Source organism: Fibrobacter sp. UWB11 (assembly GCF_900143015.1).
GTDB lineage: Bacteria > Fibrobacterota > Fibrobacteria > Fibrobacterales > Fibrobacteraceae > Fibrobacter.
Window position 1 is genome coordinate 294899 of sequence record NZ_FSRT01000003.1, and the last position, 23823, is coordinate 318721.

At 48.6% G+C, this 23823-nt stretch carries 17 protein-coding genes; 1 reads left to right on the forward strand and 16 read right to left on the reverse strand.

All coding sequences use genetic code 11. The features are described 5' to 3' along the window. Positions 1-64 precede the first annotated feature (64 nt). The 13 genes from BUQ91_RS13425 to BUQ91_RS13485 all read right to left on the reverse strand — a co-directional run bounded on the left by BUQ91_RS13425 (position 65) and on the right by BUQ91_RS13485 (position 18123). Positions 65-754 (reverse strand): hypothetical protein, encoded by a 690-nt coding sequence (locus BUQ91_RS13425; RefSeq protein WP_072829592.1) that lies wholly within the window; start codon positions 752-754, stop codon positions 65-67. Between the two features lie 301 nt (positions 755-1055). Then, positions 1056-3776 carry a helicase C-terminal domain-containing protein gene (locus tag BUQ91_RS13430; RefSeq protein WP_254842363.1) on the reverse strand — a complete coding sequence of 907 codons (2721 nt, stop codon included), beginning with the start codon at positions 3774-3776 and terminating at the stop codon, positions 1056-1058. A 7-nt stretch (positions 3777-3783) separates the two neighbouring features. Then, positions 3784-5511: an Ig-like domain-containing domain gene (locus BUQ91_RS13435; RefSeq protein WP_254842364.1), complete on the reverse strand. Its 1728-nt coding sequence runs from the start codon at positions 5509-5511 to the stop codon at positions 3784-3786. A gap of 44 nt (positions 5512-5555) precedes the next feature. After that, on the reverse strand, positions 5556-6908 hold the full coding sequence (gene lepB, locus BUQ91_RS13440; RefSeq protein ID WP_072829596.1) for a signal peptidase I: 1353 nt from the start codon (positions 6906-6908) through the stop codon (positions 5556-5558). A 12-nt stretch (positions 6909-6920) separates the two neighbouring features. After that, positions 6921-7685 carry a LytR/AlgR family response regulator transcription factor gene (locus tag BUQ91_RS13445; protein WP_074209639.1) on the reverse strand — a complete coding sequence of 255 codons (765 nt, stop codon included), beginning with the start codon at positions 7683-7685 and terminating at the stop codon, positions 6921-6923. Positions 7686-7697: 12 nt separating this feature from the next. Continuing rightward, entirely contained in the window at positions 7698-8081 is a 384-nt protein-coding gene (locus BUQ91_RS13450) for a copper resistance protein NlpE N-terminal domain-containing protein (protein WP_254794443.1), read from the reverse strand. 91 nt (positions 8082-8172) lie between these two features. Next, complete coding sequence (locus BUQ91_RS13455) at positions 8173-9072, reverse strand: formylglycine-generating enzyme family protein (protein ID WP_074209640.1); 900 nt, start codon at positions 9070-9072, stop codon at positions 8173-8175. 21 nt (positions 9073-9093) lie between these two features. Beyond that, positions 9094-12462, reverse strand: coding sequence for a hypothetical protein (locus tag BUQ91_RS13460; RefSeq protein WP_254842365.1), 3369 nt, complete (start codon positions 12460-12462; stop codon positions 9094-9096). 142 nt (positions 12463-12604) lie between these two features. Next, entirely contained in the window at positions 12605-13384 is a 780-nt protein-coding gene (locus BUQ91_RS13465; protein WP_074209642.1) for a hypothetical protein, read from the reverse strand. Positions 13385-13390: 6 nt separating this feature from the next. Continuing rightward, positions 13391-15307, reverse strand: a complete 1917-nt coding sequence (locus tag BUQ91_RS13470; protein ID WP_074209643.1) for a tetratricopeptide repeat protein — start codon at positions 15305-15307, stop codon at positions 13391-13393. Positions 15308-15327: 20 nt separating this feature from the next. Continuing rightward, on the reverse strand, positions 15328-16089 hold the full coding sequence (locus BUQ91_RS13475) for a PASTA domain-containing protein (RefSeq protein WP_072829611.1): 762 nt from the start codon (positions 16087-16089) through the stop codon (positions 15328-15330). 17 nt (positions 16090-16106) lie between these two features. Beyond that, positions 16107-16817 (reverse strand): Crp/Fnr family transcriptional regulator, encoded by a 711-nt coding sequence (locus BUQ91_RS13480; protein ID WP_074209644.1) that lies wholly within the window; start codon positions 16815-16817, stop codon positions 16107-16109. Between the two features lie 22 nt (positions 16818-16839). Then, entirely contained in the window at positions 16840-18123 is a 1284-nt protein-coding gene (locus BUQ91_RS13485; RefSeq protein ID WP_072829615.1) for an adenylosuccinate synthase, read from the reverse strand. Between the two features lie 209 nt (positions 18124-18332). On the opposite strand from BUQ91_RS13485, the gene BUQ91_RS13490 reads away from it, so the two are divergent. Next, complete coding sequence (locus tag BUQ91_RS13490; RefSeq protein ID WP_074209645.1) at positions 18333-18767, forward strand: hypothetical protein; 435 nt, start codon at positions 18333-18335, stop codon at positions 18765-18767. Here the strand turns inward: BUQ91_RS13490 and dacB are convergent. From dacB to aroA, 3 genes are read right to left on the reverse strand one after another with little or no spacing between them, the layout of a single operon-like run. Further along, complete coding sequence (gene dacB, locus BUQ91_RS13495; RefSeq protein ID WP_074209646.1) at positions 18764-20905, reverse strand: D-alanyl-D-alanine carboxypeptidase/D-alanyl-D-alanine endopeptidase; 2142 nt, start codon at positions 20903-20905, stop codon at positions 18764-18766. The genes BUQ91_RS13490 and dacB overlap by 4 nt on opposite strands. After that, positions 20905-22509 (reverse strand): extracellular solute-binding protein, encoded by a 1605-nt coding sequence (locus tag BUQ91_RS13500; protein WP_074209647.1) that lies wholly within the window; start codon positions 22507-22509, stop codon positions 20905-20907. The genes dacB and BUQ91_RS13500 overlap by 1 nt, the downstream gene beginning before the upstream one ends. Further along, entirely contained in the window at positions 22506-23813 is a 1308-nt protein-coding gene (aroA, locus tag BUQ91_RS13505) for a 3-phosphoshikimate 1-carboxyvinyltransferase (protein WP_074209738.1), read from the reverse strand. Before aroA ends, BUQ91_RS13500 begins: the two co-directional genes overlap by 4 nt. Positions 23814-23823: the final 10 nt, after the last annotated feature.

Sequence of the window (23823 nt, forward strand, 5' to 3'; positions counted from 1 at the left end):
TTAAGGGGCTACACACGTGAACAGGTATTGAACAATGGGGGAGGGTTCCGCCCTTAGGGGTATGTTAATCATTGTTCAAAGGTCCACAATGCAATTCAGGATTCTTTTCCTTTTTTTCCCAGCATTTTAGCAACTCAATTTTCTTTTTTACCCGAATTTCATCACCTCTGCATCTACCAGCGTACAAATCTTTTAGATACGCATAATAATCTTGTTCAGACCTAGGACTATAGTATATATTGCTGACAATAATGAAATCAAAATGTTTATTTTTCGAGGCCCCGTATTTTCCACGCCATAGCAACAATCTACCCATATATTCTCCTGTTACAGGTTTTTCAGCAGATTCTGCTATTAGTTTTTTCTCTAGGCTATCAATAATTTTTATTTGCTCTTCATTTAATTTTATATACGATTCACAATAATCAGACCATAGTATATCACCACCAATTTTATTTTTCGAATAAATAAACGATTTACTACCATATAAATAAATCAACAAATCATCCTTTAAAGAAAAAACACTATCATTAGCTGCATAAGTATTTAAGAAATCTTCTATTGCCACACCCATATAAAATTTGAAACGTTCTTTTTCATATTTGCAATATTCAGGCAAATCCCCTTTTGTAAAAAAGCCATGTTCCTTGCATTCTTCGTTTAGAACCTCTACATCTTTTTCGCCACATCCAGCAACAAATAGAGAATTAAACAACATAACAATAAAGGCAAAAAGTCTAACTGCATTCTTCATTTTCTATCCACTTTAAATATTCAACTACTTTTTACACATTCATTTTAACAAATCAATATACAAAAATTCGTTTTTCCTACAAAAAAGGCGATGCCGCAACAAGTGCGGCATGACAAAGCAGCAGGAATATGTATGACAAAGTCAGCGCGGTGGCCGGCATGTCAAGTCACTGGATCCTTCGACTTCCCCTATCGCTACGCTCCAGGGTTCGCTCAGGATGACACCTTGCAAAGCATCCTCGATTTACTTCGACAAGCTCAACACAGGTCGCGAGGATAGCTGCTTAGGATAATGTTCGAGATTACTTCACGAATCTTTCGATATCGGAGACGGAGCCTGCGATGCGCTGCTTGAAGTTCCAAATGCGGGAGAAGGTCTTGCCGTAGCGTTCGAGGATAACACGGTTATCCAAAATAAGGACCTTGCCGGAATCGGAATCGTTGCGCAAGAGGCGCCCCATACCCTGACGGAGTTCGATGTAAGCTTCAGGTACAAAGTAATCCTTGAAGAAGTTCTTGTTGGCAGCCTTCATCTCGTTCGTGATACCAGCGACAAGCGGATCTGTCGGGTTCGGGAACGGGAGCTTCGTAATGACGAGCAACTTGAGCGCATCACCCGGGAAATCCACGCCTTCCCAAAGGCTTTGGCAGCCCAAGAGGCAAGCGCCACGTTCCTTGCGGAACATCGCCACGAGACCGTCAAGCGAGCCATCGACATGCTGGCAAAGCAAAAGCTTGTTGCGTTCGGCAAATGCCGGAGCAAGTGCAGCCTGCGCCTTCATCATCGTTGCGACACTTGTGAAGAGCACCATCGTATTTTCTTCGACATTCGGAAGCACCTTCAAAAGCGTATCGTTCAAGGCATCGCCAAATTCCGGAGCCGAAGGCTTCGGGAGGAACTTTGCGACCATCACAGAGCGGCGTTCATTCACATCGGACTGTTCCGTATAAACGCGAACAAACGGCTGTTTTACCCTGAGCGTATCCATACCCATTTTCTGCAAGAAGTACGAAAGGTCTGCCTGCACAGAAAGCGTTGCAGACGTGAACGTCGCAGACTTGATCCACGGGTAGAATTTTTCTTTCCAGACTTTACCGGAGTGGAGCGGAACTGCATGCAGCTTGATGGTATGCGGATTAAACGGCTCTTCCATGTAGAAGACCCAATCATTGCGGCCAGCCTTTGTGACAAATTCAAAGTCCGAAATGAAATGTCCAATTTCGGCCATACGGCCATCGAGGTCGCTCACGACACCCTTGAGGGCCTCCATGTTCGCAGCCGCGGCAACGAGCTTTTCAGCAAAGCCACGGGCATTGTTGTACTGTTCGAGGAACGTAGCCGGGTCTGCTTCGTATTCAGCGAGAATGCTATTCGTGTACGTAAAGCCGCTACGGCCATTCTTCTGTTTGGCAAGCTTTTTGCCAATCTTCATGAAGAAGCGGTGCAGAGCCTTTTCAGCTTCGGCCAAGGATTCAGAAAGTTTGTCGCAAAGTTCGTGAAGTTCCGGCTGTTCTGCCGGGATACGGCTTGCAATTTCTGCAATGAGGCCATCGCCACCAGCTTTGGAGGGTTCAAGCGTTTTCGCAATATTTCTGAATCCGAAGAACGAGATAGAACGACCAAATATCTGGTTGCTGATTTCGGGCAAGCGGTGCGCTTCGTCAAAGACGATGTGCTCGTAAGACGGGAGCAACGCAAAATCAAGTTGCAAGTCCGAAAGGAAGAGCGAATGGTTCACGAGCACCATGTTCGCATTCATGGCCTTGCGCTTTGCAATGAGCGCCGGGCAGTTTTCGTGACACGAGTGATTTTCGCCATTGCAGCAAGAGGCACTGCACGAAAGCTTGGACCAAAGCACACGATTGCGGCTCTGGCTAAAGGAATTACATTCGTTGATGTCGCCCGTTTCGGTTGTGAGCACCCATGGTATCAGAGCCATGAAGGAATCACGTTCTTCAGCGGAGAGGAGCGTTTGCGGATGCATCAACAATTCTTCGAACTTGCGAAGGCAAAGGTAATTGTCGCGGCCCTTCAAAATTGCGGGGCGGAGCTCGCCATTGTAAATCTTTGCAATCTGCGGGATAGATTGCGTCCAGAGCTGTTCCTGCAAAGTGCGAGTTGCCGTACTGATTAAAACACGTTCGCCAGTAATAGCCTTGTTCGCTGCGGTAATCAAGTACGAGAGTGTCTTGCCAGAACCGGTCGGAGCTTCGAGCACGCAGAGGCCGCCCTTGTACATGTTGCGTTCCATGACCGAGGCAAAATCTTGCTGGTTGTGGCGCGGCTTGTAATCATCGACAACAAACGAAATGAATCCGCCTTCCTTGAAGAACTCACTCACGCGCGGAGCCCTGGACTTGGGCAAAGCTTCCGGAGCAGGAGCGGATGGCAGCTTGTACTTCGGAGCAGCAAGTTTTTCGACTTTTGAAGTGAAAAGCGTCTCGTAGCCAGAGCCCTTGGCAACTTGAGAAAGAGCATCGTAGATCCACGGGTCCATCGTAGAAATCTTTTCAAGAGCCTTTACAAACAAGCGACCGCATGCATCGGCATCGGGCAAAGCGCGGTGAGCACGGCTACGTTCAATATCGAGTTCCTGCACAAGAGTATCAAGGCGATGGTTCGGAACATCCTGGAACGCAATGCGCGAAAGCGTAAGCGAATCCCAGAACACATGGGAATCGTAAGAAATGCCGACCTTTGCAAAAGTCTGCTTGAGGAACTTGGAATCAAAAACGGCATTATGGGCTACAATCGGAAGATCCCCGACAAACGAGCAAATCTGCCCTGCAACCGTTGCAAAATCCGGAGCACTTTCCAAATTTGCCTTGTTAATGCCGGTAAGCGTCTCAATAAAGGGACGAAGTTCTGCAGAAGTCGGCTTCACCAGAAAATCGAGATTTTCCTTCGGTTCGCCATTTTCAAAGCGAACTAAAGCCACCTCGATGATTTCGTCTTTCTCGAAATCAAGTCCGGTCGTTTCCAAGTCTAGCGCCACAAATGCGGGAATTTTTTCCATCTTCATCCATCCTTTAAGGCAATGCCGGCAAGTTCGGCATCAGTTGTTCTAAATCGTTTGCACCACTCTTGATTTTCAACGTATCAATCGGGGATCGCCATGCAGAGCCAAAGCTAAAGGGATTCAAAGAACCGCCATTGGGAAGTCCAGTCCCTTTATCTGCATAATAATAATCAATAATGTAACCACCTTCAACAAGGTCGTTAAAGGAAAATACTCCATAAGAAGAGCACTTTGCATATTCAAACTTGCCAGTTTCTACAGACTTGAGGCGGACAACAGCACCCGCCTTTGCACCAGGAATTCTGCCAGCCATCGAAGCAAGCTTCAATTTGGAAACGGATTCAAACGTAAGTTTGTTTTCGTACTTTGTCTTGATTACTGTATCACGGACGCCATTGCTATCGGCCTTGGCCAAAGTCGTATCGGCATAGCCACGCAACAAGTTGAACTTGGAATCTGTCGGCCACGGGGCATCGCGCTTTACAAGGTAGCGGACCGGATCGAGCTTTTTCGCAGCAACTTGAACGGTATCCTTATTTTCGACAATAAAGAACATATCCTTCAAGGAATCGACAACAGGCTTGTTGTAAATAACAATCAAGGAATCTTTCGGGAATGCATTTTTAGCCTTTCCTGTAAGCTGAACAGTCTGGATTTTCGGAGCAAGCGTATCACCCTCCATTTCTTTCCATTCAATTTCAGCATAATTTCGAGCGGTATCCAGCACATGATTCAAAGAATCCTTGCCATTGGAGCAAACAAACTTGTACAAAACCTCGTCTTTCGGCTTCGGGTCAAAGTAAAAGCGCGGAGCGCTAGATGTGCTGAGATAAACAAGTCGAGGATAAAGCGTATCGCCATCCTTCGAAGACAAATAGCAATTGGAGGTATCCGCAAAAGCAGAATCAAAATAAACACGGCGCGTGAAATTCGCTTCGAGCACATCCTTAAAAGGCTGCGTTACGTTGTCCAGTTCCATTAAAGACGTATCTTGGTTCGCAAGCGCAATCCACAAAGTATCATGCACCGTTTCATTCAACTGCAAGTCCGAGACCCAAACACCGGCAAGTTCTGACGAAGGTTCAATCTTGTGGTTGCCATTCCCATCGACAAATGCGACTACGCGATAATGCCCAGCTTTAAGCCCCGTAAACGTAAAGTTTCCAATGCTATCAGCCGCCGTGATGTAAAGCGGTTCTTCTTTTGTAAGCATCGGGAGCGAATCTAGCACATGCGTGACCGTATCGCGGTACTTTTCAAGATAGCGCTTGGATTCACGTTCAGCACCCATCAAATAAAGCCCTACGCTCGGATAATTCTTTTTGCGGACAAGAGAATCCGGCACCATCACTCGGCCCGAAAGCGTCAGGGAGTCAATGATAGCCCCAGTCGAAAAAACAACCTGGAAAGGCTTTGCAAGTGCATTACCGCGCAAGTCCTTGATGCCGCCCGCAAAAGTAACCGTATAAGTCGTACCGGTATCGAGTTCCGCACGCGAATAAACTTCGAGCATTTTGCCGTGAACTTCGTAGCGCAATTTCTTTTCAATCGGAGGCGAAATCGAAATTGCACCACGCGGAATCGAAGCGTTAATCCATTCGTCGAATTCCAACTTCACCGACAGTTCATTCGGATGGTTCGTAGTCATTGGCGCCGGAGACACCGCCGCGACACGCGGCGGGAGCTTGTCTTCGGGTCCACCCGAAGGAGCCACCTGCGTTGCGCAAGCAGCTATCATCAGGCATGACGCCAATAAATATGTAACCTTCGAGAACTTCATTCTCACTTAATCAAATCAATAATCTTGCCAATGCGGGTGAATCGAACACGGAACGGAATGCGCCACCAAGTAAGCGGATTGCCGAGAGCAAACTTTCCATCATCATTTTCAAACGAGAAGTAAATGATAAATGCCTTTGCACGAATATTGCGCAGCGAAACAAGTCCCCAATAACGGCTATCGGCGGAATTGTCGCGATTATCGCCCATCATAAAGAATTGCGGATACTTAACAACATAGCGGTCAATTTTTTCGGAACCCAGATAAAGGTTGCGCTGGATTTCAAAATGGTTCTTTTCTTCAACTTCAGTAGAATCCGTAGAATCAACCGGTGCCGGAGGCACCATGTTAAGGCGCTTCACGTTACCATCGAGATCCTGAAGAATAGAGCCTTCAAAAGACACATAGCTTACAGGGCGCGTAAAGCCGCGGTTCAAATCAGGATCGTGCGGATCGAGCATCGGCAAAAAGCCAATCTTCGCAAGTTCCCTGAAATAGTTGAACGGCATCGCTCCGGACAAAGAATCGCCAAGAGTGAGACGCTGCTGGAGCACGGTCTGGTTTCTCGAAAGCATCGCATTCAGCAAGAGAGAGCGATCGTTCTCGACCGGGAATTTGAAATCATTAAACACGTAATTGTTGTTTTCACGGCCATTACGCAAAAGCGAAAGTTCCAGGCGCACAGAAGAATCCGGATTTTCCTGAGCCACAAGCGAACGTAGCCACCAGAGTTTAATCATCGGGAGAGAATCTACGTACAGCGTATCGCCAACGGAGGGCACCACAAATTCTTCGACTTCGTCTCTCGGCGAAAGCGTGCGAACGCTAGCGGTCCACTTTCCGAATGCGGGGAGCGAATCCTGACGCTTGCCGTTCAAGAAAAGTCTGCCACCATGAACAGCAACGGTATCGCCACTTACAGCAACACAACGTTTGATGTAATCCTTCGGGCCATCAGCGTAATGCACCAAGTGCGGCTGTCCATTTTCGGGGGCATGGTCCCAATAGTAATTGCCCAGCATAAGTGCGTTGAACAAATGCGTGTAGCGCTTGGGATTGTTATCGGGATATTCCGGTTCGCCCGGATAGCGGAAAATGACGACATCGCCATGTTTAGGCACTGCGTATCCCGGGAAATTCTGGTTCGAGAACGGAATCGGCGAACCATAAGTAAACTTGAGGCCAAGCAAAAAGTCGCCAGTCTTGAGCGAATCTTCCATGGAGCCGCTCGGAATCTGGAATGCCTGGATAACGTACTGGATAACAATCAGTGCAAGGATAACCGGTACAATAACTTCACGTGTAAATGATTTAAGAAACTTCTTTACGTTCTTTTTTGGAGATGTCTGTTCCATCAATACTCCCAATTACAAACTCTTGACCGTCTTTACAAAGTTACGGCTAACGGTAATCTGTGTTTTATTCTTGTCTCGAAGCACAACGCAAAGGCGGCCACTGTCCGTCTTACGTATTTCGGAGATATAGTCAATTGCCACCAAATGCGCACGATGCACGCGAACAAACTGGCGCGGGTCAAGCCGCTTTTCCAATTCCACAAGCGTAAGGTCAATAATGTACTGCGATGTGGTCGTGTATGCGGTCGTGTACTTTTCTTCGCTCTGGAAACGAATCACCTCGTCCATGTTCACAAGCAAAATGCGGTCAGGTTGCTTGACCTGCAAGCGCTGCATGTAAAGGCCGCTCGCGCTCATCATTTCCTTGAACTTGTCCCACGAGAAATCTGCCGGAACGCCTTGTCCGCTTTTGTGCGGCATGCGCTTATGGAGTTTCGCCATTGTCGCCTGCAAACGCTCGGGATCAATCGGCTTCAAAAGGTAATCAACGACATTTTCTTCGTATGCACGGAGCGCAAAGTTGTCGTAGGCCGTCGTAAACACGATGAGCGGAATATCATCTTCGTTCAGAGACTTCAATACTTCGAAAGCATCCATATCCGGCATCTGGATATCAAGGAAAATGACATCCGGATCGAGTTCATGAATCTTTTCAATCGTCTGCGCGCCAGAAGCCGCTTCGCCCAGGATTTCAATTTCGCCCGAATAAGCTTCGAGCAGGGAACGCATGCGTACGCGTGCTAGAGGTTCGTCATCGGCAATTAAGGCAGTAAACATATCGATAAGCTCTTACTTTTTAAGTTTTTTATAAAAACGAATTAGCACAGCCTTCATGCCATCAGAATCACGATAGACATCGCCAAGCTTCATAAAGGCAAGATTCCCTACCCTATCACGCTTGAACGCCCAATTTATCGAATTCTCCGACAAGCTGACCTTAACAATACTATCGGCATACACGAACGTTCCGCGGAGCGTATCGACTTTCGCGGAATCTTTGAGGATAGTCTCGACAGCAACAACCTTGCCGTCATTGAACAAGTCCATATCTACAACACGCTGCCTGCAATCATCACAAGGCATTTTTCCTGAATAAAAGCCAAAAACATCCGCAGGAATTTCTACGGGCGGCAAATCAGGAAGCGGCTCCGTTTTTTGTTCGGAACATCCCAAAAAAAGTCCACACAGCATTACAGTTAGCGCATAGGCATACTTCATGCATAATAATCTAAAAAAATTCAATCAAGACAAAAGGAAGGCTGCTTTAAAAACCGGTAGAATAGACCAGTCTAAAGCCAATCGTCACTTTGGATTGCGCAGGATTTAGCTTTTCACGTTCCTTTGGTGCAAGTGCGGTTACCTTGTCCGACCAGCCACCACCGCGGATAACGCGAAAATCACCAGTTTTGGGGCCCGCGTAATTATTGCTCCCGTTTTTCGGATAAGTGTCATACCAGTCATTTACCCATTCAGCAACATTACCGGCCATATCGTAAAGACCAAAAGCATTCGGCAACTTTTGAGCCACTTCATCAGGACCCGTAGTTTGTCCATAATACGCATACTTTGTTGCAACGTCGGTATCCCAATAATACGTCGTCGAGGTACCACCGCGAGCAGCCACTTCCCATTCATTTTCAGTCGGGAGGCGGATGGATGCAACGGAGTAATTGATGGTCAAATCTACTAAAGAAGAATCACCGGCAATGGACTTGTAAACATAGGCCGTATCAAGCCCAACAAGCTTTGAGAACGCATTGCAGAAGAGTGCTGCACGGAACCAGTCCACATCCGAAACGGCGCGATTTTCGCCACTCTTAAGCTGTTTCGGCAAACTGTTCATGACAAATTCATAGGTCTTTTGAGTCACTTCCGTTGTTGCAATTGCAAACGAATTGACTCCAAAAGAATTCACACCACGGGTAATCGTTGCCTTGGGAATAGTCGACCATTCGAACATGGTAAAGACCGTGGAGTCCACCTGCGGCGAACCTTTACTCGAAGACGACTGATTCACGGGGGACGAACGGCCATTATCACTAGGGATAATAGCTTCGCCTTCGACAGACTCACCACTAGCCGTGCAGGCTCCAAGCGCAAAGCACATTCCAAGCGATAAAACCGCTACCGACACGCCATGCGATAAAATCTGTTCCAGACGCATAGTTCACCCTCCGTTTATCGACTAACGAACGACACCCACGCGGTAAAGTTTCTGTTTCGTCTTGCCGCTTTCGAACTTGACCTTCAGTCGAGCGGTATAGATATCGCTACCGAGATTATGCAAGTCGAGGTTAGCTTGGTTCATGCCAGCAACGCCATCCGGGATATCCTTCTTGAACACGCACAAACCCGTAATGTCATAAAGTTCAAGCTTTATCGAGCGCGGCTTAGCACCAAGTCCCATGCGGACCTTCGCTTCGCCACCGCGAACCGGGTTCGGGAAAATGAAGAATTCCGAAATTTCATCCTGCGATTTTACAGCATCGACATCGCCAAGCTTGGATGCATCGAAGAATCCCGTGCGTTCATTGCCCGCAGCCGGGAGTGACCATGCCGACGCAGCCTTTTCGGCGCCATCGGCGGCCTTGTCCAAGCGGAACGCAGTCACGCGATTCCTGTGGAATGCGTAAAGTTCAGGGCCTTTGGAATTCTTGACCGCATCCGTTACAAAAATGCTCATCGGCGCAATCTGCGATACAGAATCGATTATTTCAAAGCCGCCTGCAGCAATCGGGAAACGGTCAGAAACGCGTTTGCCCTTGCCCATGTATGCGTAAACAAGGCCATCGCTTGACGGCACCAGAATTTCAGGAATCTTATCGCCAGTCACATCGACCACAAGCGGGTCACTATGGAATCCGTAAATCGGAGTACCACGATTAATCGTTACCGGGAAACCATCAATCGGGAGGCCAAAGCGATCAAGAGCATAGACCAGATTGTCGCCCAGGAATACAATTTCCGGATAAGCATCGCCATTCAAATCGCCAAAGGCAATTCCAGAATTTTCATCATAGAGACCACTTGTACCAGAAGCCCCGCGCTTATAGACATGCGTCCATTCGGCAGACTGCTTACCACCTTCACCAAGTTTAAAGCTAGCCACCGTACCGCGACTGCCAAGCATCACCGCTTCAACTGTTCCATCGCGATTCAAGTCCGTACATGCCACATGGAACTTTTCATTCTTGGATGCATTCACCTGCGCAATTCCGGCATTTTGCTTGCTAAAGCTCGGCTTTGCATCGGCCTTGTTTTCGAGCGAGAACTTGCGCATAAAGATTTTGCCATCTTCACCAACAACAACCGCGAAGTAATCTTGCTTGTCCACCTTGCAAAGAGCCATGTCTTGCGGGTGAGCGATATTTTCGGTCGAGGTAAATGAGCGAGTCATTTCGTCAGTCAAGTTCACAGTCCAGAATCCCGAATCTGAAGCAAAGAACAAGTGCGAACTTGCAACAATCGGGCCAACCAATGCGGACTGAATTGAAGGAGCGCCCGAAACGGATTTTTGCAGATCCATCACGTCTTGCATCGGAACGCCAGAATTAAACGATGTACGCACCAAATGCTTTTTGTGCAAGGAATAAACGCGTTCGCCATCGCCTGCAAGCCCGACAAGAGGACCATAGCTCGGGCCCAAGCGGTACAGCGGCACATCTACAGTCTTATTCTTTTGCGAGACCTGCTTTTGCACCACAGACGTATCCGAAACAAAAAGCGTATCGCCAAGTGCGTTCAACGCCTGGAGCGTTCCATCTTCAGAAGCAAACACAACAGCCTTGCCCGTCGATTCATCTTCGTAATTGACGAACACGGCTCCGCGCACAGCACTTGCAAGCCCAACATTCTTCGGGAACTTCGAATTTTCGATGCTGCCGTCATCAACGCTAATCGTCACACGAATAACAGGCGCCGCAAAGTTAATGACACTATCGCCCATGAACGCATTTGCTGTCTTTTCGACGCGAGCGTCCTTCGGAATTTCCACAGAAATCTTGAAACCGGTATAACCACCCTGCGTTGTCGCTGTATTGGCATAACCTGTCGGCAAAATCGTCTTGACCGTATCAAACTTCTTGTCCTTAGCGTAGCGCAAATGCGGGAGCAAGTCCGCACCACTACCATAATCCTGAGTATCTTCACCAATTGCATTCTTGAACATTTTTCCAATGCTCAAAACATTGTCCGATTCCACAAGCGTAAGTCCAAACTGGTGATCGCGATTGAACTCGCCACCCCACTGGTTTGCAGACCCATAGCGCAACGATTCGCGCAAATACCAGTCATTCACCTTCCATACGGCAATCCCGCTCGCCGGGAGGCCCGCATCAAAGCTGTTCACGCCAAGCACAAGGCCACTTGCCTTTTTCTCATTGCGCTTGCATTTGCCATCGTTGCAAATACTATCCTCGAACACCGTATAGAGGCTATCTACAAGAATAGACTTAAAAGTCGTATCGTTATTTTGCTTTGCCTCGCCAAGATAAACCTTTACCGAGCCATCCTTATTCCAGGAACGCTGGCGGTTTTCAATCAAGATGTATTCGCTTGCACTCAAAGGGACCTTCACAATTTCGGTCCCGAGACCGCTACCTGCAGCAGCAATATCGACCGTTACCGGATGCCCCGCCGTCGGGCGGACCTCCTTGACGTTGGACCAGCCCATGTATGCGCGTTCCCAAGCCGCAGGCAACACTGGGAAGAATCCGTTACCCGCATTGTAGCCCGCAAAGTCCATAATATCAAAATAACCGAGACGCGATGTTCCCTTGACATCGTCGAACGTATTGGGCAATCCGAGTTCGCGACCGATCTGGTTCACCACGATACCGTTGATACCCCAGTTAAGCCCATCCTGCGAAGCCGTTTCGCTCACCACCATCATGGACTTAATTGTATCAACCGCGGCACCTTTCAGCACAATACCGTTATTCACGGAATCCTTTGCAATTACGACACCCGGGAGAGTATCCGGCAAAAAGACCCATTCGTTACGTGAAATATAGACGTCAAAAAAATCACCCGGCGTATTCGCACCCTTCGTACCCATACTGCCGCCATCCAGCAAGCTACTGGAACCGGCATGTGCAATCATGAACGCACGCTTGGTATTCGGATTCTTGGAAAGCGGAATATTGAACGGAGAACCGTTTTCGGACTTGTGCGCCGCCATCACGGCATCATAGACAAAGCGCAAGTAATCGCAACTGCGAGCAGAATCGTACTCGGCCGTTTTTTCGCCCTTCATCTTTTGCGTGCGGTTATAGTCAATCATCTGCTTGTCGAGCGTGTAGACCGTAGGAAGGATGCTATCCTTGATGATAAGCTCGCCACCGCTTGCCGCCTTGTAATAAGCGCTAGCAAAATTCAAATGCTTTTGCCAATAGTATTTATTGCCGCGGCTTTCGGACGGATCCAGGTTGTAAGTCCCGGTATCGGAGCCAAAAACACCCGTACCCGTAGTAAGCGAGTTGTCGGGAGATTCTTTCTTGAACTGCACGCGCAGCACGAAAACTTCAAGCGTGTCAGCGGCATGCGCCAACGACATTAGGGAGAATACACCTAAAAACAATGCGAAAAACTTGGCATTCAACTTCATGATTATAATTTACAAAAGTAGGCCGTAAGCAGTAGGCTGTAGGCAGAAAAAAGTTACTCGTTAATTGTTATTAACTAATAATTTTTAGGATTTACTCACCGATGAGCTTATAACTTCTCGGGATATTGAGGCGCCAGGTACCCGAGCCAAAGGGTTTTCCGCGATTGACTCTTCTCACATCCAAGTCGAGGAAGGTTGTCGTATCACGAACAAAAGAAATTTTCGACGGAGTTTTGACACCCTTGAATTCCTTGTATTCCCCGATAATAATCCGTTCGCGGCTCCCATCGCGGCCAGGCATTTCGAGCCACTGCACTTCGCCATTCTTTTCGGCATACGCAAAATGGCGGCCCGACATTTCACGGGCTTCGACAATTTTCATAGCGACAGAATCGGCGTCAACGGTATCGCGCGACGATTTGACTTCGAACTTTTCAGGCAAAACCTTTCCGTCAAATAGCCCCGCCACCTGATGAATATGTACCAGCGGAAGCGACGGATCGTTCAAAAGCCCGACCATGTAGCCGGCGCCCTTCGTGTACATCTTTTCTATGGGGAACACCATCTGCCAGCCATCCTCAAGCCACAAGAGCGAGGCAACGCCAATGCCAAGCGTGCCCGTCAATTCCATGCGGTAGCGCTTATTCGGGACAGAAAAGAGGACAGCATCCAAATCTTGAGTCTTGCCATCCGGCAAATAAATCGTGAGCGAGAAAAAAGCCTTCAAGCTGTCAGCAGGGGCCTCGGCACCGGGAACAGCAGGAGCAGTCGATTGCTTTCCGCCAACGCATCCGGTCAAAAGAAGCGACAGCAATAGCAGTAAAAACAATCCCCGCACAAGGGCAGAACATTTCGCCACATTGAAGGTCATACGAACCTACTTCTTTTTGCCAAAGAACTTCAATACAGCGGGGTGCTTCGGATTCAGCTTTTGCAATTTTTTGTACGACTTGCGGGCTTCTTTCTTTAAGCCAAGAGCTTCTTGAATTGCGCCCAAGTGTTCCCAGAACACATCGTCGCGGCTCATTTTCTTGCTGTCAATCAATTGCATCGTCTGGTAAGCTTCGTCAAAGCGGCCCATGCGGTACAAGCCCCAAGCCTTGGAATCCAAATAAGCGTCCTTGCCTTCGCCATCTTTTTCAAGCGTGAGCGCTTCGAGCACAAGCTTATATCCCTTCTCGACTTCGGCAGGAGTGCGGTTGATTTCGATTAACGAATAGCCGTAATAGTTCAAAGTCGAAGCCATTTCGTGCGGCGAGAATTCAGGCAGTTTCAATAACGCTTCAAAATGGCGGAACGATTCGTCATAGCGCTTGAGGCGTTCCAAGTTCATCGCCATCGAAAGGCGCACGCGGCTATACGAAGAATCCTTTGCGAAGAACTTTTCGAGCATGGATTCTGCTCTTGTGCGGTTTTCAACTGCACGAGCCTTTTTCGCAGAATCGGCACGCAAATCCTTTTCAATGTCCAGAGCTTCACCGATAAGCGCTCTCGAATAGATGTCCAAAACCTGCAAGTACTTGATTTGCGCTTCGTTCTTCATCTGCACGAGATTTGCAGAATCCACAACGCCAGGGAGCGGTTTCCACGTTTCCCAAAATGTCATGAGAGAATCGAGCAGCGGGAAAGCCTTTTCGTATTTATCGGCAAGAGCATACACGGAAGCAAGCAACATTCTGGTATCGCCGTTCGATACGGAGTCGGACTTTTCGGCATACTTGATAGCCTCTGCATAATTCTGCTCGCTTGCGAAAATATTCACAAGTCCAAGGTAAGCGCGGTTTGCATATTTCGGCTGCCCTTGCAGTTTATCGACAGATGCGAGCAAATGCACCTTCGCGCTGTCGCGCATGTCGATATCGTATTCGTACTGGCCTATAAAGCACAAAACCGCAGGCGTACGCACGCCATCTTCGTAATACTTCTTTTTAGCAAAGGCATAGGCGCTGTCCCCAGGAATCGAAGAAAGTACCATAATCGTCATTTCTTCATCTTCGGGTTTTGCACTTGTGAGCGTATCGACAACAGCAACAGCTTCCTTAAAGCGCTTCATTGCCATGAGACCGCGAACTTTCTGCAAGAGCATTTGCTTGTCGCCAGTAGCATCATGAGCCTTTCCGAAAAGTTCTACAACTGCAGAATCGCGACCCATGTCCAAAAGGAGCGAAAGCTGGCGCTGGAACAATGTGGAAATGTAATTGACCTTGGGCAAAAGCAAGTCGTAAACGCGAACAAGTTCCTTTTCATCGCGAACCATTTCAAGGAACAAGCTATAATCATAAAGGAGGCCCATGTCCTGATAGCGCGAGGAATCAAGGCCCATCACAAAATACTTGCGGCAAGAATCAACTTCGCCCGCCTTTACATAAAGACGTGCAAGCAAAGCATACTGAGCAGCAGTGCGTTTACCCTTGAGCTTGGAAGCCTTTTTTGCTTCGACGAGGGCAAGCGAATCTTCGCCCGCGGCAACTAGACGTTCGGCAACGCCAAATCCCAAATAGCGGCTTGTCGGATCGGCCTTGTAGGCCTGTTTCCAAAAGAAATCCGCCTGGCGATGTTCACCGCGCATTTCCATGGTTTTTGCAAGGAAGAAAAACTCATGGGCGGCTTCGAGATCTACCTCGACCTTGGGCTGCTTGGAATCGACATCCTCGGCGACTTTTTTCACCAAGGCTGAATCAGCTGCGGTTAGAGTTTTTGTATCAACGTCACTCTTTTTGGCAGGAGCAGAGCTACAGGCGCACAAAGCCGCCATTCCCAAAGAAAGCACCCACGAAAAAAGTACATGACGCATTACAAACTCCCAAAAATATCTTAGTCAGCAATAATAAAGTTTACGCGAGTACCCGGCTTCAGATAGTCACCGTATTTCGGAGACGTTTCGATAACAGAACCAGGACGTGCGCCTTCTTCATTCTTTTGACGCTTTACAGAACCAACCTTAAAACCAAGCCTATCCATTTGCGGATAAACTTCATCCATGAGAATTCCTTCGAAATTGGGGAGCAAAATTCGACCTGTCGTAACGCCGGCAGAAATCACGACCTTCACCGTATCGCCAACACGAACGGTATCGCCAGCAATCGGGATTGTACGAATCACGACACCGCGCGGAATACTCTGGTGGGCGCCCTTCACAATTTCACCTTGAATAAGGCCAGCTCGGGCAAGCGAAATATCGGCTTGCTTTTGGCTCTTGCCACGCAAATCAGGAATAACAACCTTGCGGAGACCGAGGCTTTTCGTGAGCTTTACCGTGCGTCCAATTTTTGCAGTGCGGCCAGCTTTGGGCATTTGCACAAGCACCATACCTGCAGGCACCTGCGTGCTGTAGCGGCCTTCTTTTATCCATTCGTACTTAAAGCCAGCCGAAGTCAAAGCCGCTTCTGCAGCTTTTTCGGAAAGGCCTTCCAAATTCGGAACTTCACCTGTACGGGCGAATGCACCTGCAAATGCAGGCATCAAAAGCTTATCGACCATAAAGACAAGCGCGACAACAACAACAATCCAAATGACGAAAGCCTTGAAAAAAGCTGTTTGCCTTATCTTATTCCAAATCGATTTTATTTTATTCATAACAATTCTTGTCGGGCTTAGCCCTTAGTAGCTTTTTCTTGGAGCGCATCTTCGTCAAAGATGACAATATCCTTGCCGGTCATCGCAATGGCGTTCGCCCTGACAAGCAAGGAACAAATGCGGCTTACCGTTTCGCGAGTCGTTCCCGACATATCGGCAAGTTGCTGCTGCGTCGGACGGTTATGGATAACAGTCACCATGTTTCCGTTGTCCGTATGGATGCGGACACCGCGTTCCTGCATCAAGTTCAGAAGCGTTCCTGCCACGCGGCCGGATACAGACATTGTCGAAAGCGAGCCAATCTGCTTGTTCGCCTTGCGGAGTCTCTTGCAAAGTTCGCTCATGAGCGCCATTGCAATTTCGGGAGTCTTGCGAATCAAGCTAAGGAAAGATTCACGGTGAATGACAAGCAAAGTTGCATCAGTCACCGTACGGACGGAGGCAGACCGGGGTTCGCCGTCAATGAGCGACATCTCCCCGAAAAAGTCCCCGCGTTCAAGGAAAGACAAAATGGTTTCGCGGCCATCGATGCCCGTCATATAGACTTGCACGGAGCCGGTGGCGATTAAGTACAAAGCCTGTACGGAATCGTCACCTTCCAAGACCACAGTCTCATCGCGATTGAAGTTTTTAACGATTACCAGATTGGCAATCATTCCCAACTGTTCTTCGTTGAGCTCCGAGAAGAGTTCAACTCCCTTCAACAAATCAACTGCGGTCATATCCATTTTATTTTCCCCTTTTTTTGTTTTAGTCCAGATCAACGACGATACTCTGGTCGCGCTTAGCACCGATAGAAATCATACCGATCTTCACGCCAACAAGTTCAGCCATGCGATCGAGATACTTGCGAGCGTTAGCCGGCAATTCTTCGAGCTTACGGCACTTGGTAGTATCGCACTTCCAGCCCGGCATTTCTTCGTAAACCGGCACGCAACGTCCGACCTTGGAAAGCTGGTTCGGGAAGTTTTCGATCTTTTCGCCATCACATTCGTAGTGAGTGCAAATCTTGATGGTATCGAACGTATCGAGCACGTCGAGCTTGGTAATTGCGAGGTGCGTGAGGCCATTCACCATGGCAGCCTTGCGAACCACCGGAGCGTCGAACCAGCCGCAGCGGCGGTTACGACCGGTCGTTGCACCGTATTCGTTACCGATCTTGCGGAGCGTGTCGCCCGTTTCGTCCAAAAGTTCCGTCGGGAACGGACCGTTACCCACGCGGGTCGTGTAAGCCTTGACGACACCGACAACCTGGTTGATAGCCGTGGGGCCAATGCCTGCGCCGCAGCTTGCATAACCGGCAACAGTGTTGCTGGAGGTCACGAACGGGTAAGTGCCCTGGTCGACGTCGAGGATTGTACCCTGAGCACCTTCGAACACGAGGCGCTTGTTTTCCTTCAAAGCCTTGTAAAGCATTTCGCTCACGTCGGCAACGAACGGCTTGATCTTCTGGCCTAGTTCGAGGTAGTCCTTGATGACCACTTCCGGATCGATTTCCGGAACATCGTACATCACCTTGAATTCTTCGTTGTGAACCTTGGCCATGGCTTCGACACGCGGACGGAGTTCGCGTTCGTCCATGAGGTCACCCACGCGCACGCCAATGCGGTTCACCTTGTCGCTATAGCACGGACCGATACCGCGACCCGTTGTACCGATAGCAGCCTTACCAGCCTTTTTTTCCTTGGCCTTATCCAAGGTGGAGTGGTACGGGAGCACGACGTGTGCGTTGTTAGCGATGAACAGACGACCTTCCGGGTTGATGCCCTTCGTGTGGAGGTCTGCAATTTCGTTCAATGTCTGGATCGGGTCGAGCACAACGCCGTTACCGATGACGCAAATCTTGTCCGGGTGCATAATGCCCGAGGGAATCAAGTGGAATACGAACTTCTTGTCGCCTACTTCCACGGTATGGCCGGCATTTGCGCCGCCCTGGAAACGCACGATAATATCTGCATCGAGCGTTAAGAAATCAACAACCTTGGCTTTTCCTTCGTCACCCCACTGGGAGCCGATAACAACACGATTTGCCATAAATCCTTCGTTTTATTCTTTGACAATCGAAACGGTTGCCCCAAGGTACTTCCCTGGAGCCCTTTTTCGCCATAAAGATAAAAAAGTGACTAGTAAATAGTGGTTAGCAGTCAGGACATATACCTTAAAAATGCATCCAAAACAAGCATAATTTAAGACTCTCCGTTCCGCGCCACGTCTGTAAAATACAAATTTCTTATTTTTTGACCATGCCTGAAGAAATAAAAACGCTTATCAAAAAACTCGCACCGCTTCTCGATGAAGATTCGGATGTTTTCCGCGAACTCACGACATTCTTTAGCAAAAGTGCAAAAATCGACATGCACCATGGCGACCTAGCAAAATTTCTTAAGGACAACAGAACGTACCAAGTCATCCGCGTGAACGGAAAGAGCTACAAAGACTGCGTTTACGAACTCGTAGACAACTACCCCGAAATGATGGACAGCAATGGCATGCTGCGCTACTACAAGGCGCCCGCCGGAAACATCAAGTGGGAAGAAGTCGAAGCCGCCGAAATCGCAATGGGCAATGAACTCACGATGAATGCCTACGGCTGGGAACCGGACGCATGGACGATTTTTGAATCGGACGAAAGCGAGCACAGCCTCGTCGCCATCGTCGCGCTCGATTCACTGCTCTAGTGCTGTATAAACTTGAAGTAAGTAACGCCGGGGATTTTGCGGGTTTGGAGGTATTCGGCGAGCGGAACTTCTACGACCTGCTTCTTTTGCGATGAGGCGTGACGCAGCACCGGCTTTTGTCCCGGATAGAAAATCACAAAGCCCGTATGCGTCAAGTCAATCTTGTCGGACGTCCCAACAATCCCAACGCCGAGAACTTTCATTGTTCCTTTGTATGTTTTCTTCGCCATTTCAATAGCCTTGTCCAACGGCATATAGCGAATCTTGATCGGAGTTTCCTTGCCCGTGTACGTTATGTTGTGATTCTTGAAAAATTCCTTCTTGGGCATGGTGCGCGTTACCGAGACCTCGCCTTCCATCGGAATGACCTTTGCATACTTACCTTCGCCAACCCAATCTTCGAGCAGGTAATGTTTACGCGTCAAAAAACTCACCTTGCTTCCTTTGTAGCGGAGGCGCTGCAGCTGTCTGTACAAGGACTTTTCACTTTTTGCCATCGCAAGGGCAACAACATGTTCCAAGTACGTCACGCAATCGACTGAGTCAAGATAAACTAACGGTTTATCTTCAACCGTATCTAAATGACCTTCACCCATCGGGCCAAGCTTGTAAGGAGTTCCAATCAAACGCTTCGAGAAATAATCCAAACGCTTGTTGAGTCCGCTAACACCTTGGGCATCCAGCCACAAGTTTTTCATTTGCAAAAGGGAATTGTAATTATTATTGGTATAACTAATCAACCGCATCCAGAGCGTATCAAGGACATCCTTGCTCTTGGCATCTGGATTGGTGTTCGTGCCGTTCAGGTACATGGATGCGGTAAGCGTATCGCCATCTACCGTATAGATATAACCTACCAACGCATGGACTTCGGCAATGTAGCCCGTCTTGAATCGCGTGAGCCATGGAGCTTCAAGATTCAGCATGCGCTTTGCACCGGAGCCCACGCCAGGACTTGCAAAACTATTGATATAATAATTGCCCTTCGGATGGCGAGCCATTTTCGCAAGCATCTTCGAAACGGTAGAAGGCTTTACCTTGTTTTCCGGAGAAAGGCCGCTTCCATCCCAGACATCAAAATCGGTCGGGTTGAGATCCATATCCAAAAGGAACTTGCGTTCGGCCTTGCGGCCACCTTCGACACTGCCTTCGCCAGAAATTTGCGCACCAAGATTTCTGAGCAACGTTTCGGCATGGAAATTCTGACTACGCTGATTGATTTCATCCAGAATACTCAACAAAGGAGCAGACGAGAACGAGAACTTTTTCAATTCCGTATTCGACTTCGATTTGCCTTCCTTGAAAACGATTCCGCGGTTCTTGAGCGCGTACATGAACGCCGCCCTAAAATAGCCAATCGGGTTGCGGATCGGGAGCACCATGCTTGCCGAATCCAAATCTTCGCCCATCGTTCCGCCAAGCGTAATGATAGACTTGTCGGGGTCAATTCCATAGACCCATTTCTTTTTCTTGCCCTTGACCGTTTTTAAGTTGTTTATAACCTTGACGTAGCCTACATCGGGCTGGATAGAAACAACCGCCGTATCGCCACGGAAATACCCCGGCCAAAAACGAATCGTCACACAGTTGTCATTGAACCCGAGCGGACCAATTTCAGCTCCATACCAAGAATCATAAAAGTTGCGGCGCCAGTTTTCAGCTTTCCACGGGCCCTTATAATAACTCGTATCCAAATCAATTTGGCCTACGATGGTATCTATATCCATCGCACGAACGGAATCCACCATGGCATTCAGCATGTAGAACGGGTCATCGTAATAGCGCGCCGAAATGTTCGGGTCACCTTCGCCACGAATCTTGAGCGAGCCGGTCAACGTGCGCTTTTTAATGTCGCCAAATACCGTTATTTCGGTTTTCGGTTCGTAATTGAGCGGTAAAAAATGAATTGCAGCGGCAGTCGTCAAAGTCTTGAGCGTACTTGCCGGCGTGAACATTTCATCGCCATTGATGTTGCCGATTTCTTTGCCCATTTTCACAGAGCGCAAAGACATGCCAAATGTAGTCCCCGGAAGAAGTGAGTCCACATAGGTCTTAAACGAAGCCACATTCACATGAGCAAACAGCGGTGCAACCAAGAACGGCAGCAACCCAAAAGCAATTTTAAGCACCTTATTCATCAGCGAGATTTATTTTTCCTTCGTCTTACAACGCAAACAACAATTACACAAAGTACTAAAAATCCCGCACCAATAGAAGCAAACAAGAATTTAGACGAAACGAATTTATACTTAATTTCATCGGCCGTAGGCATTTCATTTCGTCCAATCAAGTTCGCCGCATTTTTAGGATAAGTTTCTTTGTAATCTTCCAAGAAGAAACGCTGGACCCAATGGAGTTTTTCGGCATAATTCAAGCTATCGGAATAAGCAAGTATTTCATTAATCCGGGCATTTGCATCATAAACTATCTGGGCTAGAGCCGCACTGCGTTTTTTCTTATGCTTTGTACTTGCAAACAAGGCACCCATTTTATTTGAAAGGTCAATCAAGACATTTTCAATCTCGCCCCATTCTGGAATATTCGGAAAACTGCGGCTATGTTCCAATTCTGCAACAAGCTTAGAATAGCGGGAATCGCGGTTCCAAATGTGGAGGATACTTCTGTCTGCAGGCAAGAATCCAACCTGGCGAGAGAAGGCATCTATGTTATCTGCACGGAGCATGTAAGCAAGCAGCTGTTCTGCAAGCGCGTACTTTGACGAATCCTTTTTATGGCCAAGCGCCAAATGGCTACCGCCCATGAACGAGAATCGACCATGCGTGCCCGACGGCAAATTCAAGACCTTGATACCATCTTTTGCAATTGCAGAATTAGCAAGGCCTCCGACTTCTACCGGATAATCCAATTGCTTAATCAGTTCCGATGTACCATAATGAATGACGCGTTCCGCACGCACAAAGCCATCGGCATTGTCCGAGGAATTTTCATACAAGCTATGGGGCGCCATCTGGGCATCGCCCATAATCGTTGCATAAAGAGCAAGCCCGACAAGCGTATTCGAATCCAAGAGAGCACTGCGATAGCCCTTGCCTGCCGGCACTACGAAATCACCACCATGACTCCACACAAACGGAGCCATGCACTGCTGCCCCGCCCAGTCATTCTTGCCGGGGAGCGCAAAAGGCGTGACCTTGACACCAGCTTCAGTGGTCAAGTCGGTATTTGCAATCGTCTTCAGAACGCCAAGGAAATGCGAGTACGATTCAAAATCAGAATCATCGAAACCCAGTTCCTGCCAAATACGTTCGTTCACAAAAAAGCCGCGAACATCAATGAACCACGGCACAGCGTATGTTCCGGGGCGCCCTGAAATATGCGAACTGCGAAGACCTTCACCCAAGAATCGAGCCGAATCAATTTTCGCCATCATGAAATCAATAGGGCGGATGTAGCCAATCGACGCAAAATGCGGAACCCACGTGGAACCAAGCTGAATGACGTCAGGAGCAATCTCGTTCGAATCCGCAAACGTGCGCGTAATTCTGTTGAACGCCTCGCCCCAGCTCAAAGAAGTCAACTTGACCGGAATACCCGTCTCGCGATAGAACTTTTTCACAAGCCGGTTCATTGCATTTTTCGACCCGAGCCCATTGTCCATGACCCAAATCGAAAGCGTATCTGCAGCCGCGGCCTCGGTCGTGAAAGCTCCAAGCATCAAGCCCACACAAAGTGCAAGCCGTGCAAAACCAGCATGTCCTATCTTCTTGACGAGTCCAATCATTGAGCGAGTCTTCCGAAGTCTTCAAAGAAATGGGGATAAGTCTTATTCACACACGCGGGATCGAGAATCTTCATAGGCACACCACCGAGCGAGACAAGGCTAAAGCACATGGCCATGCGGTGGTCGTTGTAGGTTTCAATCGTTGCCGGTTGCAACTGTTCGGGCGGTTCAATCGTAATCGTATCCATGTCGGCCACTACGTGCGCGCCAACCTTCTGAAGTTCCGCCGAAATAGCGGCAATGCGGTCGGTCTCTTTCACGCGCCAACTGCCAATGCCACGAATCGTAGTCGTCCCCTTTGCAAATAGCGCAAGCACAGAAACCGTCATCGCCGCATCAGGAATGTCGTTCAAGTTCATGTCGAGGCCCTTGAGTTCACAACCGCGGCCGTCACATTCAATCCAGTCCGGACCAATCTCAATCTTTGCGCCCATCTTTTCGAGAACTTTCGCAAAGCCGACATCGCCCTGATGGCTCTGGCTACCCACGCCAAGCACGCGAACCTTGCCCTTGGCAATCGCAGCAGCCGCAAGCGGATAACTTGCAGAACTGGCATCGCCTTCGACAAAGAATTCGCCAGGAGACTTGTAATGACCCTGCGGCACATAAAAATCTCTCAAATCGTCGTGACGGACAACCACGCCAAAACGTTTCATCACATCCATCGTAAGTTCGATATACGGAGCGGAAATGAGTTCGCCTTCCACATGAATGTGGAGCGGAGTCTTGCAGTACGGGGCACAAATCAAAAGCGCCGTAAGATACTGACTCGAGATGTTTCCGCGAACACTCACGTCACCGCCTTCAAGACCATCGGCCTTGATTCGCACCGGTGGATATCCTTCGGATTCCAGATACTTGACATCTGCACCAAGCGTGCGGAGCGCATCCACGAGATCGCGAATCGGGCGTTCACTCATACGTTCTTCACCACGCAAAATGAACTTGCCCCAACCGAGCGAAAGCGCCGCCGTCAACGAGCGCATTGCAGTACCGGCATTCCCGAGGAAAAGTTCAATTGCCGGGCTCGGACCGTCAAACGGACCACCATGGCCTTCGACAACTGCATCCTTGTAATCGTCCGTAAAATCAATTTTCACGCCCAGACGCTGCAAAGCCTCACCCATATAGCGGGTATCATCGCTCTTGAGCAAATTTTTAAGATGGGTCGTCCCCTCGGCAAGTGCAGAAATCAAAAAAACGCGATTCGTGATGCTCTTGGAGCCGGGCAGGCAAAGAGACCCCTCAAAAGAATGGTAAGCTGGGAGCTGAATAAAACTAGGGCGAAATTGAAAATCGTTCATACGAGAAAAA

What these genes read in the sequence shown, in the direction of transcription:
- aroA (WP_074209738.1), bottom strand. Translation starts at nt 23,813, where the DNA reads ATGAACGATTTTCAATTTCGCCCTAGTTTTATTCAGCTCCCAGCTTAC.
- BUQ91_RS13460 (WP_254842365.1), bottom strand. Translation starts at nt 12,462, where the DNA reads ATGTCGTTGGCGCATGCCGCTGACACGCTTGAAGTTTTCGTGCTGCGC.
- BUQ91_RS13445 (WP_074209639.1), bottom strand. Translation starts at nt 7,685, where the DNA reads ATGTTTACTGCCTTAATTGCCGATGACGAACCTCTAGCACGCGTACGC.
- BUQ91_RS13490 (WP_074209645.1), top strand. Translation starts at nt 18,333, where the DNA reads ATGCCTGAAGAAATAAAAACGCTTATCAAAAAACTCGCACCGCTTCTC.
- BUQ91_RS13435 (WP_254842364.1), bottom strand. Translation starts at nt 5,511, where the DNA reads ATGATAGCTGCTTGCGCAACGCAGGTGGCTCCTTCGGGTGGACCCGAA.
- lepB (WP_072829596.1), bottom strand. Translation starts at nt 6,908, where the DNA reads ATGGAACAGACATCTCCAAAAAAGAACGTAAAGAAGTTTCTTAAATCA.
- BUQ91_RS13465 (WP_074209642.1), bottom strand. Translation starts at nt 13,384, where the DNA reads ATGACCTTCAATGTGGCGAAATGTTCTGCCCTTGTGCGGGGATTGTTT.
- dacB (WP_074209646.1), bottom strand. Translation starts at nt 20,905, where the DNA reads ATGAATAAGGTGCTTAAAATTGCTTTTGGGTTGCTGCCGTTCTTGGTT.
- BUQ91_RS13430 (WP_254842363.1), bottom strand. Translation starts at nt 3,776, where the DNA reads ATGAAGATGGAAAAAATTCCCGCATTTGTGGCGCTAGACTTGGAAACG.
- BUQ91_RS13480 (WP_074209644.1), bottom strand. Translation starts at nt 16,817, where the DNA reads ATGGATATGACCGCAGTTGATTTGTTGAAGGGAGTTGAACTCTTCTCG.
- BUQ91_RS13455 (WP_074209640.1), bottom strand. Translation starts at nt 9,072, where the DNA reads ATGCGTCTGGAACAGATTTTATCGCATGGCGTGTCGGTAGCGGTTTTA.
- BUQ91_RS13485 (WP_072829615.1), bottom strand. Translation starts at nt 18,123, where the DNA reads ATGGCAAATCGTGTTGTTATCGGCTCCCAGTGGGGTGACGAAGGAAAA.
- BUQ91_RS13500 (WP_074209647.1), bottom strand. Translation starts at nt 22,509, where the DNA reads ATGATTGGACTCGTCAAGAAGATAGGACATGCTGGTTTTGCACGGCTT.
- BUQ91_RS13425 (WP_072829592.1), bottom strand. Translation starts at nt 754, where the DNA reads ATGAAGAATGCAGTTAGACTTTTTGCCTTTATTGTTATGTTGTTTAAT.
- BUQ91_RS13470 (WP_074209643.1), bottom strand. Translation starts at nt 15,307, where the DNA reads ATGCGTCATGTACTTTTTTCGTGGGTGCTTTCTTTGGGAATGGCGGCT.
- BUQ91_RS13475 (WP_072829611.1), bottom strand. Translation starts at nt 16,089, where the DNA reads ATGAATAAAATAAAATCGATTTGGAATAAGATAAGGCAAACAGCTTTT.